14 protein-coding genes and 5 pseudogenes are annotated in these 14,034 nt (G+C 57.8%); 9 read left to right on the forward strand and 10 right to left on the reverse strand.

All coding sequences use genetic code 11. From position 1 onward, the window contains the following. Positions 1-3 precede the first annotated feature (3 nt). The 4 genes and pseudogenes from M1D87_RS12430 to M1D87_RS12445 form a co-directional block, all read left to right on the forward strand. Positions 4-627, forward strand: a pseudogene (locus M1D87_RS12430) (LysR substrate-binding domain-containing protein); the annotation flags it as partial. A gap of 71 nt (positions 628-698) precedes the next feature. Next, positions 699-1,001 carry an ArsR/SmtB family transcription factor gene (locus M1D87_RS12435; protein ID WP_003256877.1) on the forward strand — a complete coding sequence of 101 codons (303 nt, stop codon included), beginning with the start codon at positions 699-701 and terminating at the stop codon, positions 999-1,001. A 62-nt stretch (positions 1,002-1,063) separates the two neighbouring features. Further along, positions 1,064-2,035 (forward strand): zinc-dependent alcohol dehydrogenase family protein, encoded by a 972-nt coding sequence (locus M1D87_RS12440; RefSeq protein WP_322265676.1) that lies wholly within the window; start codon positions 1,064-1,066, stop codon positions 2,033-2,035. Next, entirely contained in the window at positions 2,032-2,337 is a 306-nt protein-coding gene (locus M1D87_RS12445; RefSeq protein WP_085719867.1) for an antibiotic biosynthesis monooxygenase family protein, read from the forward strand. Before M1D87_RS12440 ends, M1D87_RS12445 begins: the two co-directional genes overlap by 4 nt. A 34-nt stretch (positions 2,338-2,371) precedes the next feature. On the opposite strand, the gene M1D87_RS12450 is transcribed toward M1D87_RS12445, so the two are convergent. Further along, positions 2,372-2,731: a hypothetical protein gene (locus tag M1D87_RS12450; RefSeq protein ID WP_085719870.1), complete on the reverse strand. Its 360-nt coding sequence runs from the start codon at positions 2,729-2,731 to the stop codon at positions 2,372-2,374. Positions 2,732-2,941: 210 nt separating this feature from the next. Between M1D87_RS12450 and M1D87_RS12455 the strand changes: the two genes are divergently transcribed. Then, on the forward strand, positions 2,942-3,250 hold the full coding sequence (locus tag M1D87_RS12455) for a chorismate mutase (protein ID WP_085719872.1): 309 nt from the start codon (positions 2,942-2,944) through the stop codon (positions 3,248-3,250). Positions 3,251-3,296: 46 nt separating this feature from the next. Here the strand turns inward: M1D87_RS12455 and M1D87_RS12460 are convergent, their stop codons facing one another. Together M1D87_RS12460 and M1D87_RS12465 are read right to left on the reverse strand one after the other, a co-directional pair. Next, positions 3,297-3,914 carry a LysE family translocator gene (locus M1D87_RS12460; protein WP_085719874.1) on the reverse strand — a complete coding sequence of 206 codons (618 nt, stop codon included), beginning with the start codon at positions 3,912-3,914 and terminating at the stop codon, positions 3,297-3,299. 365 nt (positions 3,915-4,279) lie between these two features. Then, positions 4,280-5,194 carry a LysR family transcriptional regulator gene (locus tag M1D87_RS12465; protein ID WP_322265678.1) on the reverse strand — a complete coding sequence of 305 codons (915 nt, stop codon included), beginning with the start codon at positions 5,192-5,194 and terminating at the stop codon, positions 4,280-4,282. A 36-nt stretch (positions 5,195-5,230) separates the two neighbouring features. On the opposite strand from M1D87_RS12465, the pseudogene M1D87_RS12470 reads away from it, so the two are divergent. Continuing rightward, positions 5,231-5,641 (forward strand): annotated as a pseudogene (locus M1D87_RS12470) (radical SAM protein); the annotation flags it as partial. 15 nt (positions 5,642-5,656) lie between these two features. On the opposite strand, the pseudogene M1D87_RS12475 reads toward M1D87_RS12470, so the two are convergent. The 5 genes and pseudogenes from M1D87_RS12475 to M1D87_RS12495 all read right to left on the reverse strand — a co-directional run. Continuing rightward, positions 5,657-5,831 (reverse strand): annotated as a pseudogene (locus M1D87_RS12475) (S-(hydroxymethyl)glutathione synthase); the annotation flags it as partial. Between the two features lie 15 nt (positions 5,832-5,846). Next, entirely contained in the window at positions 5,847-6,980 is a 1,134-nt protein-coding gene (locus tag M1D87_RS12480; protein ID WP_322265679.1) for an aminotransferase class V-fold PLP-dependent enzyme, read from the reverse strand. Between the two features lie 406 nt (positions 6,981-7,386). Further along, positions 7,387-7,848: a type II toxin-antitoxin system YhaV family toxin gene (locus M1D87_RS12485; protein WP_409280360.1), complete on the reverse strand. Its 462-nt coding sequence runs from the start codon at positions 7,846-7,848 to the stop codon at positions 7,387-7,389. After that, positions 7,848-8,165, reverse strand: a complete 318-nt coding sequence (locus M1D87_RS12490; protein ID WP_409280361.1) for a type II toxin-antitoxin system PrlF family antitoxin — start codon at positions 8,163-8,165, stop codon at positions 7,848-7,850. The genes M1D87_RS12485 and M1D87_RS12490 overlap by 1 nt, the downstream gene beginning before the upstream one ends. Before the next feature lie 277 nt (positions 8,166-8,442). Continuing rightward, positions 8,443-8,610 (reverse strand): annotated as a pseudogene (locus M1D87_RS12495) (multidrug transporter); the annotation flags it as partial. On the opposite strand from M1D87_RS12495, the pseudogene M1D87_RS12500 reads away from it, so the two are divergent. Then, positions 8,609-9,073: pseudogene (locus tag M1D87_RS12500) on the forward strand (outer membrane beta-barrel protein); the annotation flags it as partial. The pseudogenes M1D87_RS12495 and M1D87_RS12500 overlap by 2 nt on opposite strands. 149 nt (positions 9,074-9,222) lie before the next feature. Here M1D87_RS12500 and M1D87_RS12505 read toward each other — a convergent pair. Together M1D87_RS12505 and M1D87_RS12510 are read right to left on the reverse strand one after the other, a co-directional pair. Then, a complete protein-coding gene (locus M1D87_RS12505) occupies positions 9,223-10,587 on the reverse strand; it encodes a Dyp-type peroxidase (protein WP_409280362.1) in 1,365 nt (454 codons plus the stop codon). A 75-nt stretch (positions 10,588-10,662) separates the two neighbouring features. Further along, a complete protein-coding gene (locus tag M1D87_RS12510) occupies positions 10,663-11,112 on the reverse strand; it encodes a hypothetical protein (protein ID WP_409280363.1) in 450 nt (149 codons plus the stop codon). A 467-nt stretch (positions 11,113-11,579) separates the two neighbouring features. Between M1D87_RS12510 and M1D87_RS12515 the strand changes: the two genes are divergently transcribed. Together M1D87_RS12515 and M1D87_RS12520 are read left to right on the forward strand one after the other, a co-directional pair. Further along, complete coding sequence (locus tag M1D87_RS12515) at positions 11,580-12,776, forward strand: MBL fold metallo-hydrolase (protein WP_409280364.1); 1,197 nt, start codon at positions 11,580-11,582, stop codon at positions 12,774-12,776. A 179-nt stretch (positions 12,777-12,955) separates the two neighbouring features. Continuing rightward, positions 12,956-13,996, forward strand: a complete 1,041-nt coding sequence (locus M1D87_RS12520) for a lipase family protein (protein WP_409280365.1) — start codon at positions 12,956-12,958, stop codon at positions 13,994-13,996. Positions 13,997-14,034: the final 38 nt, after the last annotated feature.

The following is a 14,034-nucleotide window of genomic DNA, read 5'->3' on the forward strand; positions in this document are numbered from 1 at the left end:
CCGACACATGATCAGGTGCTGGCAGAGCTGCACGGGCCGGATCTGGCCGGGCGTATCACGCTCGGTGTCCCTGACGAATACGCGGCTCATGTGATTCGCGATATCTTGCCGATGTTCAGCGCTGCCTGGCCGAATGTGGTGCTCGAACTCAGGACCGGGCCGAGCCATGCCCTGAGGGAGCTGGTGCAGCGCGGCAAATTGCAGGCAGCAGTGGTCGCCCAGGCCGAAGGCACGCTCGGGCCCGATGCCGAGCGACTGCTGTCGACCACGCCGGTCTGGGTCGGGCCGATGAACGCGGCGGCGGTCCTGCGCGACCCGTTGCCGCTAGCTGCCCATGTCTTGCAATGCCCCTACCGTGAGGCCATGGTCGAATCACTCAAGGCCTCGGGACGCCGCTCGCGCATTATCCTTGAAAGCCACTCCAACCAGGCCGTCAAGGCCTGTGTGGAGGCCGGCTTGGCCATCAGTGTGATCGACCGGGCCAAGGTCACCGAGCGCATGCAGATCCTCGAGGGGCTGCCGGCCATTCCCGACCACGACATCCTGTTCGTGCGCAGCCCGGCATCGGGCGGGGACGGCGCCGTGACTTTGCTGGCGCGGGCGATGCGGCAATCGTTTCGGTTGTAAGCAAGGGGCGGACGCTTCGATGCGCCGCCAGCGGGTATTGACTTATCGAAGAATCTCGATATCCTCGCGTCATGGAATTGCTAGAAGTCTTCAAAGCCCTGTCGAACCCGATACGCCTTCAGATACTGAAGGGGTTGAAGGATCCCGCAAAGAACTTCCCTCCCCAAGACGAAGGGGACGTTCTGACGGTGGGCGTGTGCGTCAGCAGTATCCAGGAAGGCATAGGGCTTTCGCAGTCTACGGTGTCGAGTTACCTCGCAACGCTGCAACGGGTGGGTTTGGTTGAGGTCCGGCGCATAGGCCAGTGGACATATTACAAACGCAATGAAGCCGCCATCAGCGCGCTTGCCGAGATCATCGGGAAAGACCTGTAACTTTTTTGCTGCATTATATCGAAATATCTCGATATCCCTTATTCCAGATATGGAGGTTTACCGTGAAGGCGATGTTGCTCAAATCCTACGGCGGGGTAGATGCCTTCGAGCTCTGCGAGGTGCCGAAGCCTGTACCGCTGGCGGGACAGGTGCTGGTCCGGGTACACGCAACATCCATCAACCCGTTGGATTATCAAGTCCGCCGTGGTGACTATCACGACCTGGTGCAGCTGCCCGCAATTACCGGGCATGATGTGTCGGGGGTTGTAGAAGCCGTTGGTGCGGGCGTGACGGCCTTCGCTCCAGGAGACGAAGTCTGGTACACGCCGCAGATATTCGGCGGGCCGGGGAGTTATGCCGAGTACCACGTGGCAGCCGAAAGCATTATCGCCCGGAAGCCTGCGTCACTGAGCCATCTGCAGGCGGCTAGCCTGAGCCTGGTCGGTGGCACGGTGTGGGAAGCACTGGTCGTGCGTGCGGCGCTTCGAGTGGGGGAAAGCATCCTCATACACGGCGGTGCAGGGGGCGTCGGTCATGTGGCGATCCAGCTGGCAAAAGCCATGGGCGCACGGGTGTTCACCACGGTGCGCGAGACCAACGCTGAATTCGTACGTGGGCTGGGCGCCGACGTGGTCATCGATTACGAAACAGAAGACTACGTTGCTGCCGTGATGCGGGAGACTAACGGGCAAGGTGTCGACGTGGTGTTCGACAGCATCGGAGGCAACACCTTGGCAGGTAGCCCTGATGTGCTTGCACAACTGGGCCGCGTCGTGTCGATCGTGGATACGGCACAACCACAGAACCTCATCCAGGCCTGGGGCAAGAACGCCAGTTACCACTTCGTGTTCACCCGCCAGAACCGCGGCAAGCTCGATGAGTTGAGTGCGTTGGTGGCGCGTGGGCAACTGCGGCCGCATATCGGCGCCGTCTACTCCCTTCGCGACATAGCGCTGGCCCATGCCCGTCTGGAGAGCCCCAATAACGGTATCCAGGGAAAGATCGCCATCGCCGTTGTCGAGGAATTGCCATGATCTATGAAATCGCTCTGCTTCCCGTTCATTCGCAACACATCCAAGCGTTCAGGGAGGCATTTGCCGAGGTCGCGCCTTTGCTCACTCGCGCCAAGGGCTACGGCGGGCACATGCTGGCGCAGGGGGTAGAGACGCCACACGTATTCAACCTGATCGTGTATTGGGCGTCACTTGCAGACCACACGCCTGGTTTCGAAGCCAGTGAAGACCATCGCCTGTTCATGCTGGGGCTGGCGCCGTACTTGTCGGAAGAACCGCAGGTTTATCATGTCGACGGTGCCGGCTTTCCCACGGGTGTTTGATCGACTTACAGGGGGGGCGAGCAAGGCCGTCGGGTCAGGACGCACTTGGTTTTTTCTCGAATGCGGCCTCCAGTACTTGCTCGATCTCGGCCAGCTTGTGTTCGGTGCCTGCCACCACGACCGCAGTCTGATTGGCGCAATTCACCAATAGCTCCAGTGTCGCCGGATGGTGATCGCCCGGAAATTTCCGGAGCACGAAATGAACCGTCGCATGACTGCGCCAGGTGGCCTGATCCATGGACCAACGAGGGTCGGCGAATGCAAAAATGACCGCCTGGGTTTGCCTATCAAGGAGCGAGGGCACATACACCCATTGGCTGTTGCGCGCTTCCCAGGCGGCGACCTTGACCGCGAATCTGCCGCCTGGGGCGATGATTTTTTCCATTTCTTCCATTTGCCACAGCTCCTGGGGTAGGTTGTTCAGCGTCTGGAGGTAGGCTGCGGCAATTAGCCGGCAATGGATAGCGAAGCCGTAGAATTGCTGGCCTTTGCAACTGTCCGCTTTCGACCCATAGCGGACATTCACCAGAGGCTACAATACAGCCCCAAACCACCAGCAACTGCCTGCCCTAATCCGCAGGCTCATGAAAGGGAAGTCAAGCAAATGGATGTACGTTGCACCTCTCTGGACGAAGTCCGCCAAGGGATCGATGAAATCGACCGCAACCTCGTTTCGCTTCTCGCCAAACGGGGCCGGCTTGTGACGCAAGCAGCTGCCTTCAAGAAAACCACCGATGATGTGCGTGCGCCTGCTCGGGTTGAGCAAGTGATAAGGAAGGTTCGTGAAATGGCTGACGAAACCGGTGCTTCGGCTGAGGTCGTGGAGCAGGTCTACCGGGCAATGATTTCGGCCTTCATCACTGAAGAACTGAGTACCCATGCGAAGCTGACCAGCGAACCTTCAGCATTTTGATGACAACACGGGGCTCATCCGAAGCCCCGCCGCTTTTCCCTACCCACTACCTTTGACTCAAAGCCGCAATCGAAACACCAGATGCGACAAAGGTGAGGCCAGCGCCCACGTTTAGCCCATTTACCAGCCGCGGCCGCTGGTACAGGTAGCGAGATAACACCGTGGCGAAAATGCCCATCAAGGCAAAACCCAAGGCTGTGAGTACAGCAAACCACACCCCGTAAACCATCATCTGCACGCTGACCGATCCGCGAGCCGGATCGACGAACTGGGGAATGAATGCCAACACAAACAAGCCTGGTTTCGGGTTGAGTGCAGCCGAAAGCAGACCCGTCAGAAAAATGCTGGGCAACGATTGCCGGGACGCCGGCTGAAAGCTGATCAAACTGCGCGCGCGCAAGACCTTGATGCCGAGCCAGAGCAGATAGCCGGCACCAATGAGTTTGATCACCCAGAAAGCGACCGCCGAGGTTTGCATCAGAAGGGTCAACCCTAACGAAGCGGCTGCGACGTGAAACAGAATGCCCGCGCCTGATGCCATGCCGGATACGGCCGCTGCGACTTTGCCTTGGCTGAGACCACGACCAATGGCCAACAGGTTGTCAGGGCCCGGCGCCAATACCAACAGCACGCAGGCAGCAGTGTAGGCAAACCACACATTCATTGGAAACACGGCTCTCTCCTTAAGCCTGATGAAGCATCCATCCTGACGGTGGGGTGTACCAATGGCAAGGAGGAATCTCAAGGATTGTTGGCCCTGATGGGTTTAGACCTGCTCAGTTGTCCAAGTCAGCGACAAACGCTATGTCCGCTATGGGTCGAAAGCGGTCGGTCGCGATCAGCTACCTGCGACCTGTAGTCGGTCAGCGGCGACACAGGCGGGGACGTTGTAATCGACGACTCGCTTGACGTTTACCAATACCCTCATAGGTTCTCCAGTCATTGATGTTGGGGCGGCGGGCAGGGGGGGCAACGACGGCAGCGCAGTATTGGCGGGTGGGGATCGTCCGTTTCGAGTAGCGGGGTGAATCAGGGGGAGCCGGGCTGGGAGGCGCAGGCATCGAGGTCTTCGAGGAACGCCTGCAGGATGGGTGGGCGCGATACGCCGCGGCGGGTGACCACATCGAACGGCGAGCAGAGATCCAGCAGGCTGGCACCCAGGCGACGCATGTCGCCCGTCTTGATCCATTGCTCGGCGAAGTGCACTGGCAAGAAGCCGATATAGGCGCCGGAAATGATCAGGATCGCCGCTGCCTCGATGTTCTCCACGGTCGCATCGGCCTTGGTGATGCCCAACTGCTCCAGGTCGTACTGCTGCATGTAGCCGCGCACCACGATCCGGCTCTGGCGCACGTCCTCCATCAGCCGACCGTTGCTCGCGTTGCTGGCGAACAGCGGGTGGCGCCGGCCACAGTAGAGTCCCAGGGCCTCGTCATACAGTGGCTGGTAGGACAACCCCGCGACCCGCAATGGGAAGTGGCCGATGGCCAGGTGCAGCCTGCCGTCGAGCACGCGCTCTTCGAGTTCCGCCGGGGCACCGATATAGATGTGCAGGTGGGCATCGTGCCCACGCGAAACAAAGCGCTGGGTGGTGCGCGGCAGGGGCGAGACGGGGTCGGTCAGGGTGGAGTCGATGATGCCCAGGTTGAGCTTGCCGCTGATGTGCTGCTTGAGCACGTCGGCGTCCATGCAGAAGCTTTCCACGGCACTGAGCAGGCGCAGGGTCGCTTCATGGATGGCCACCCCTTGCTCGGTCAGGCGAAAGCCACTGCGCCCGCGCTGGCAGAGCTTGACCCCCAGGCGGGTTTCCAGGTGCGACATCTGTTCGCTTATGGTCGACTGGCCGGCATTGAGCGCGGCCTGTGCCGCAGAAAAGCCGCCGCACATGACGATCGTGGTGAATACCCTGAGCAGTTTAAGGTCGACATCGTGCAGCTGGATCACCGTAGCCTCCCGGCCGCGATGGCGGCGCCCGCCACTTCGGCGCAAGAGCCGCCAGACGTGTTCAACCACAACCTGGAAACCGTGCCGCGCCTGTACCGGGCGGCACGGCCGGGCTCGGACTTCGAGTGGTCGCTGGACCTGCTGGAGCGCTTCAAGCAACGCCTGCCGGCGGTACCGACAAAGTCCGGCCTGATGCTAGGCCTGGGCGAGACCGATGCCGAGGTGGTCGAGGTGATGCAGCGCATGCGTGAGCATCAGGTTGACATGCTGACCCTGGGACAGTATCTGCAACCGTCCCGCAGCCACCTGCCGGTGCAGCGCTTCGTGCACCCTGACACCTTCGCCATGCTTGCCGAGCAGGCCTTGGCGATGGGGTTCAGAAACGTGGCCTCCGGGCCTCTGGTGCGCTCGTCTTACCACGCTGACCGGCAACTGCAAGCAGTTTAAGGGTTCAGATCACCATCATTCGCGGTGAGTGCCTTTTGGCTTGGCGGCGTGAACCGCGAGTGCATCCATGAGTGGGGGGCGACAAGCAGTCGTAAGGTTCCAGGCCAAGTTCACGCAGACGCTCGCGAATTGCCGCCATCTGTGCCGGTGGCGTGCCGCTTTCGATCACCGAGGGCACGAAAGCGGCAAATGCCAGGATGAGGCCTTAGTTCACCATCACTTCGTCCAGTGCCTGCTCAAGGGTGCTGACCGTGCGCTCGATATTGTGCAGTTTTTCGAGCCCGAACAGACCGATGCGGAAGGTCTGGAAGTCGGCCGGCTCGTCACATTGCAACGGCACTCCGGCGGCTATCTGCAGGCCGTGCTCGACAAATTTCTTACCGCTCTTGATATCGGCATCATCGGTGTAGCTCACCACTACGCCCGGGGCCTCAAAGCCGGCTGCGGCCACGCTCTTGATGCCTTTGCCGGTCAACATGGCGCGCACCCGATCGCCCAGAGCCTGTTGTTCGCCGCGGACCTTGTCGAAACCGTAGGCTCGCATCTCGTTGATTACTTTGTTAAATCGCGCGAGAGAGTCGCTGGGCATGGTCGCATGGTAGGCATGCCCGCCCTGTTCGTAGGCCTGCATGATCTGCAGCCACTTTTTCAGGTCGCAGGCGAAACTGCTGCTTTGCGTCTGCTCGATACGCTCCAGGGCCAAAGCACTGAGCATCACCAGGGCGCAGCAAGGGGAGGCGCTCCAGCCTTTCTGTGGAGCGCTGATCAGCAGGTCGACTGCGCACTTTTGCATATCAACCCATATCGTGCCTGAGGCGATGCAGTCGAGCACGAACAGGCCGCCCACCGCATGTACAGCGTCGCCGACGGCCCGCAGGTAATCGTCGGGCAGGATAATCCCGGATGAGGTTTCAACGTGGGGGGCGAAGACAATCTGCGGCTTGTGCGCCTTTATCGCCGCCAGCACTTCGTCCAGAGGGGGCGGAGCGTAGGCAGCCTGGCGACCAGTGTCGACCGGTCGGGCTTTCAGCACCGTGGTGGCCGCCGGGATGTTGCCCATCTCGAGGATCTGGCTCCAGCGATAACTGAACCAGCCGTTACGTATCACCAGGCATTGCTGACCGGTGGCAAACTGGCGCGCTACCGATTCCATGCCGAATGTACCGCTGCCGGGCACTACCGCAACAGCCTGGGCGTTATAGACCTGTTTCAGGGTCTTGGAAATGTTCTTCATCACGCCTTGAAACGTCTGCGACATGTGATTGAGCGAGCGGTCGCTGTACACCACCGAGTACTCGACCAGCCCCTCAGGATCAATGCTGGGATAAAGCTTCGACATGGGTGACTCCTTTGGCAGGGATGTCATTGGTATCGACCCTGTCCTTAGCCTTGTCAAATGCCAAGAATGACCGGGACTGATGAAATCCATGTAATACCGCGGCGCCTGCTTCGCGGCTGAAGCCGCTCCCACACGGGGGGCGTGGCGTTCTTGCCGGCCAAGCGTGAAAGCCTTGATCCATAGCACCTGGGCCATTTGCGCGATGAGGTGTTGGGGATCGTGCTCAGAGGCTGTCAGGAACCCCGAAGAATATTTGGACATTCATATAAATCAAATGGTTATGAATCGGAAATTTGATTTGTACCCGCAGATGTACCCCTTTCAACAGCAGCTACAAGTGGATTGCAGTGGACGCAACAAGAAGGGATTGGTTTCAAAGGTGCAATCCCTCACCCACTCGCGCAATTTATGCTTTGGGCTCGTCCCAGTCGCTACGTGTCGCAGCAGTCAGCGCATCCCAGTCATCAGGAGGGTTGCCGCGGCCCAGGATCTTCTCAAATACCGCGTAGGGATCGGATTTGCTGCCTGTGGAGCGTAGGGTGTTTTCGTCGTTGACCCATGCATAGACGATGAACTTGGACCTCGAGTCGTAGCGAAAGAACAGCTGAAAGCGCCTGCAGATTTTTGCACGGCGCCAATGTCGGTAGGCGGTGCCCAGCGTATTGCCTTGGCGGAACTCATCACGGCCCGGATCGGCAGGCACAGCTTCCATGATCAGATGGCTCAATGCCCGAAACAGCTTGACGTTGGCGTTGCTTTCAAAACCTTGCGGGTCGTTCTGCTCGGCCCGGGCGGCGGCTTCTTGCAATTTGCGTAGCTGCAACGTCACACCTTCATGGAACAACAGTGTCCAGCCATGTCGCAGCATCAGATCGCGACCTCCCCGTCGATATCTTCGTCCAGGTTTACGGAGTGGTTTGCGTTGGCGAGCATGGTTTTCGCCAAGTCTTCCGGCAGGGTGGTGAGGTTGCGGCCGCCGCGGATATCAGCCTCCAGCAAACCCAGGAACGCACCGATGGCAGCGTCTTCGTGGGTGGTTTCTACGCGGCTGACCACGATTTCACCCCCGCGCACGTCGAATGCAATCTTGCCACCTGTGTCAATGCCCAGTAGCTGGCGAACGGATTTTGGCAGTGTGACCTGCCCCTTCGAGGTCAACGTGGCGATTTCGTGGATGGCAGGCATGAGCGTTCTCCCGGATGTATTGATTGAGTGGTAAGGAAAAATCCTTACTTGGTCAATCTTGGTTTTCTGCCGATCAAGCATGGGCGGGGAGGACGCTAAATAGCGCCCTGGCTGAGTTACACCACTTCCAGGGACACGATCCAAAGCAGCGAACAGCATCGACCAGGTCGAAAAAGCGTGCTGCAAACATGGCAACTCAGCACACTCCTGATGTTGACGTATAAAAAGAGGCTCGAATAAATCGAGCCCAAAGGGGGGAACTGTTTTGCGCGGGCTGTTACAGGCTCACCGGTACTTCAGCCTCTCCACCGCCGAGTGCCTTGTACAGTGAAATAAGGTTGTTGATGCTTGCCAGCTTCACCGTGATCAGGTCTTGCTCAGCGCTGAACAGGTTTCGCTGGGCGTCCAGCGTATTGAGGTACGTATCGACGCCTTCGCGATAACGGCTGATCGCTGACAGCGGCCACCTCAAGCAACAGCACTCGCTCAATGGCTGGCACCGGTTCGACGAGCGCTGGTCGATGGGTGCCGAACTGGTCTACGGCCACCATAGCGGCGATGGCAAGCCCTCGACCGTGGACGTTGTGAGCGGCCCGGGCTTCCACGGGGCGCGCTGGTGGGGTGCCAGTGCCGTGCTCACTTACCAGTACCGCCCGGACCTGACGTTTTCGGTGCGCGGTGAGCATTTCAGCGACCCGGACGGTTTCATCCTGTTTCCCACCAGCACCAGCCGCGGCGACTTCAAGGCCCTCACTGCCGGGTTGCGCTGGGACGTCAGCGGGCACCTGTCGCTGCGCCCGGAGCTTCGTTACGACTGGTTTGATGCCCGTGAACATGACCGCCCTTATGGCAACGGCCGCGCCCGCTCGCAACTGACCGCGCTGGTGGAAGCGCTGGTCTATTTCTGATTGCCCATCACCGCCCTGAGTATTTATGCCATGCAGGCTTTAGCATGGGCGTGCGAGCCATGAGAAGCTTTTCAGGCTGTCGAGAGACCCAGGCGTTGGGCGAGGTGGCTTCCGGCTTCTTTGGGGCCATATTTCCTGCTTTGGGACCGCTATTGAAACTGGCCGTCCGCGAGTCTGTGGAGCGTCTGTACACCGGGGAGCAGGAAGAAGGCGGTTCCCTTGGTGGTTACGAAATCCTGCAATGTCACGGTTCTATCGCCGGTCGCTGCTGGGATCAGGAACTGGTTGGAGGCATCCGGCGTCAGGCGATTGGCCAGGGGGTCTTGCGAGTGCTGATTGGGAAATACCGGGCTGAAATTGTTTTCCTTCATCCAGACGACTTGCTTGTAGAACTGCCGCACGATGCTGGCACAGAGAAACATGCCCACCAGTCCTCGATCGACCTGGTCATCCACAGTCCCCATTAGTTTCGATCCGTACGGCGCACCGCGCCGAATGACACGAGGCACGCCGCCTAACACTATTGAAGCGTGGTCGAGTTCTTGATCACGCGGATTCGTCACGCGGATATGTGCCGAGAACGGGCATCTACGGCCATCGCGATCAGTGGCGTAATCAAAATCATTGCGGCTGGAGAGTGCTTGATCTGGTGCATTGGGAGACATGGCCAGTGGTGTTCCGTCACGCCACCGCCCCATCAGCTTGGCGGCGAGCAATTCCTGTGCGTCCTCCGGCGACAGTTCCGGGAATGTCTTGGGGCCTTCCGAATCAAGGAATCGGTTGAACAACGCCACGTCCTGGTAGAGCCAGCGAAAGACCGAGTACGTGCCATTGCGTCCCAGTTCAGCCGCGAGGCTTGAGCTAGGGTCGGAGGCAAACTCTTGCGGTGCCGACGGGATCTCGTTTGTGGCATAGCCGAGGATAAAATGACGATAATCCACTTCGCCCTGCTGAAGGGGGCCGTCGTCCCAGCGAATCGTGGGTTGCGAAATGCCGTCATGGTAACCAAAGTGAAGCTCGCCGGGGATATCGCTGAGCCATCCCCCTTCGATTGGACTTTCCGACTTAAGGGGGAGCAGTTCCCGATTCCCGCCGGCCGCAGCGCGAACTTCGGCGGTCACCTTGTCGAGGGCCTCGGGCGATTGGCCGTACAGATGGACGACCAGATGCACCTGTTGGGTTTTGAATTTGCCGTTCCACCAGTTTACTGGATCGCTCGCATCGAAATCCCCCATCGTGACCGGGTCTGGCTCATCACGAAACTCTTGGGGGAATCTTTTCAGGAGTTGGGGTTTCACCCCGAGCGCTTCGAGTCCGCCATAAGTGATCCCGACGTTGAGTAGCGACTCGGGTTTTGGATTGAGAGGGACTGCCGTGTTAGTCCGTGGCGCGAGGAACTTGAGCATATGCATGCCCGTCGCCGGGCTGCCAATTTCAAACAACAGGTGTCGAGTCTTCGGATACCCATAGTGGTGATGAATCAAACCTTGGATGTCCGCCAGATCAAACGACATTTGAGTGCCCCCAGCAGCGTGATGGAAAACAGGGGACCGACCGGCTGCCGATCCCGCGAGCTTGCAAACTGTGTTCTACTTGGTCAGCGCCGCTTTGATGTCTTTCACGGTCTTGGTGTCAAAGGCCGAGAACAGCCATCCGGCTGTCGGGTCGTCCTCCTTCGCTCCCAGCGCCCGCACATTGAAACTCTGCGCGACTTCAACAAAGCGGTCTTCGCTCTTTTCCAGCTCATCCCACGACGGAGCACCCTCCACCAGCTCAAAGATTGCCTTGAACACGTCAGGCAGTTGCTTGAGAAAGAAGACTGCGTAGACCCTTTTGTCACCGTCGAATTCGGTGAGCACCTGGATGTATTTGTCGTCGATGATCAGAACCCGGGCGAAATGGACGATCTCCGACTTGGCCAGCGCTACGCCAATTTTCTGTTGTATCCCGTCTGCAAAGTGCGCCTTGAGTGCGTTCAGCTTTTGTTGGGACTCTGAATCCTGCTTCAACGGCATCGTCATGTTCAGCGCGTTTAGCATCGTGGTGCTCCTCTAAGAGATGGTTTAGGACACCCGCACGGCAGACAAACCGGGCGCAAGATCGGGGTATTCGTTGTCAGTTGGTTGGGTTGACAGTGATCACGCTGCGCCACCGGTTTGGAGTTCCCAATCAGACCGGCTTCACCTTTCCACCCAAGGTCTGAGCGTAGCCGCATTTAAGGCTGTAACTGTCTTTTTGATAGAAAAAATGGCGATGGATCAAGTGTCCGCTACATCGATTTGTTAGAGCCAGTATTTGGTCAGTCGCTGAGTAACTTCTGGCTAAGCATCATTTACATCCAATTCGTTCTTTCGAGGGGCTTCTTTAGATTATCTTCGGGTTAGTGCAGTGATCTTGCGGTGCCGTGTTTGACAATTAACTACGGGGGGTCTAGACCCACTCAATGGTCACCCATTGTTCTGTTGGAGGATCTTCAATCATGGCTCAGCCATGAACGGAGCACCTTATGAGCGGCACAGTCACCAATGTGTTATTTACCAGTGAAAAAAGTCTCTCCCCGAGGATGAACAAGACTGTGCTCGCTGGGTTCGTCGTTTTTTTGCTTGGGAGTTGCTCACTCAGTTCGAACACAGAGCAACCTGAAATCTCCTATGGTCACGACCTGCCTGAACCTAAGATCCAGTATTTGGGGGTAGGAGGGTGGCTACTGCATTGGCGGGGAGAGGGTTTGCTTCTTGCACCATCCTTCAGCAATCCCGCCACGCTGAATATCGAAGGTTGGCCTCCGTTGTGGGTCGAAGCCAATAAGCAGAGGATAAAAAAGTACATGCCCAAAGCAGGCGATGTCACGATGCTTTTGGTTGGGCACGGTCATTATGACCACCTGCTGGACGTGCCTTGGGTGATGCACATGTACACGCCTCACGCCACACTCTATGGTTCTAAAACGGTTGTGCAGATCATGCATTCGATCCGCTTTCGCGACGAAGCCGAGAAGGAACATTGGACCTGGGTGGATCCCGATCGACTCAAAATTGTCAATTCGCAAATGGCGACTGTTCAAAATTGCGAAGGCAGGCAGGAGCCGTCAAAACCCGGAACGTGGATCCCCTCCAGCGGTGGGCACATCCGGGCAATGCCCATCCAGAGCATGCATGCGAGCCACATCTTGGGTCATACCTTTGCTGACGGTGATTATCCGACGGATCTGAATGAGGCTCCAAAATCAGTGTTTGGTTGGAAGCAAGGCCAGTCAATGGCCTGGTTGATTGATTTGCTGGATGACAACCATAAGCCTGTATACCGGATCCACTTTCAGGACAGCGCTGCAGCGCCTCCCTGCGGAATCCTCCAACCGATGCCAGATGATACGGCCGTTGACGTGGAGATTCTCGGGGTAGGTTCATGGGAGAACGTGGACAACTATCCGGACGAGTTACTTAAGCGGACAAGACCCAGACTTGTACTGCTTGGGCACTGGGAAAATTTCTTCGGTAATGACCCCGGAGATCCAAAGCCAAAACCGTTGTCTGGACAAAACGTCATTGGCATGCAGAAAAGAGTGTATAAGGTCCTTCAGGACGCAGCAATTCATGCAACCGTCAGTATGCCAGCTCCCCTCTATGAGGTCGCCTTGCCACCCGCAAAACCACCAAAGGTGCCTCGATCTGGATCAACCTTAACTGCACATCCGAGAAAATAGAAAACTATCTGGCTATGGAGTATGCGGCGTTATTTCATAGATATTGACGGGGTATTTAGGGGCGCGTGGCCATTCGCCGAAATCGCCAATTCAATGCGTTGTGTCATAACAGCAGATGACGGGATTTTACCGTGGCAGGAGGGTTCTGTATGCGATGTATGAAAGTGGGACTTTTGATCATGGCCGTTTTGCAGGTCAGTTGCAGTTCCTGGTTTCAAAAGGACAACGTCGTCTTGATCCGCGAGCCAAAAGAGCGAGTCTACGGAGACCCTATAGGCGGTCCCCGCTTTACCGCGTATGCGCAGGAATATTGGGAATATATGGCTTTGGCTGCCAATTCCTATCACCTGAAGTGGCCTGACTACAAAGTGCAACTGGTCAGCGCGAACATTGAGGCGGTCGAGACACCATCTGATGTGCGCTTCAACCAGGCCTGTGGGCGCGACTACAGCAACCAAATGATTCCGACACCGAGCTGGCATGTCTGGCCCACCTTCCCCTCAAAACGCCTGGCCGACCTGGCGGAAAATGCGAAATTGTTCTTTAGCGTCTGGGAGTTTCGCGCGGGTGGAGATCCCAAAGGCATCACTGAAGTAGCCATCGTTTTTCGGGGCACCGAGGCGGATCAGAAGCAAGATTGGTTCTCAAATTTCAGGTGGTTAATCCCGACTGCGCTCCGCGGCGAGGACCAATACAATGTTACCCGAGACGAAGTAGCCAAGGCATTCGAGGCTGAGCTTCAAGAGCGCATGGCTCAGGGCCGGCTCCCAGCCAACGTCAAAATCACCGCTGTCGGTCATTCGCTGGGTGGCGGACTGGCGCAACAACTGGCCTATGCACTACCTCGGTCGACATCACATCCCATCAGGGTATCGAAAGTCATCGCCTTCAATTCGACACCGGTTACCGGTTGGTTTTCTACTGCCAATCCACCGCGGGATGAAAACACCAAGGGCCTTGAAATTGACCGGATTTTCGAACACGGTGAAGGTCTCGCCTATCTCCGCTTGCTCATCAACTTTATTGCCCCACCAGGCCATCGGGACTCTGCCGTCAGAGACTTGCGTTTCAATGTCAACACGCACCCTGGAGGCATCAGCAACCATGGCAGCCACATGTTCGCCTGCCGCCTAGCTGAAGTGGCCGGCGCCATGAAGGGTGTCCAATATACAGAGAAAACGGCCCCCCCGATGGCCAAGGACCAGGGGCTGCACTACTGAACGAAGTAGTGACTTATTAGCATTGAAAATCCCGAGTT

The sequence above is a fragment of the Pseudomonas sp. SA233 genome (genome assembly GCF_054792385.1).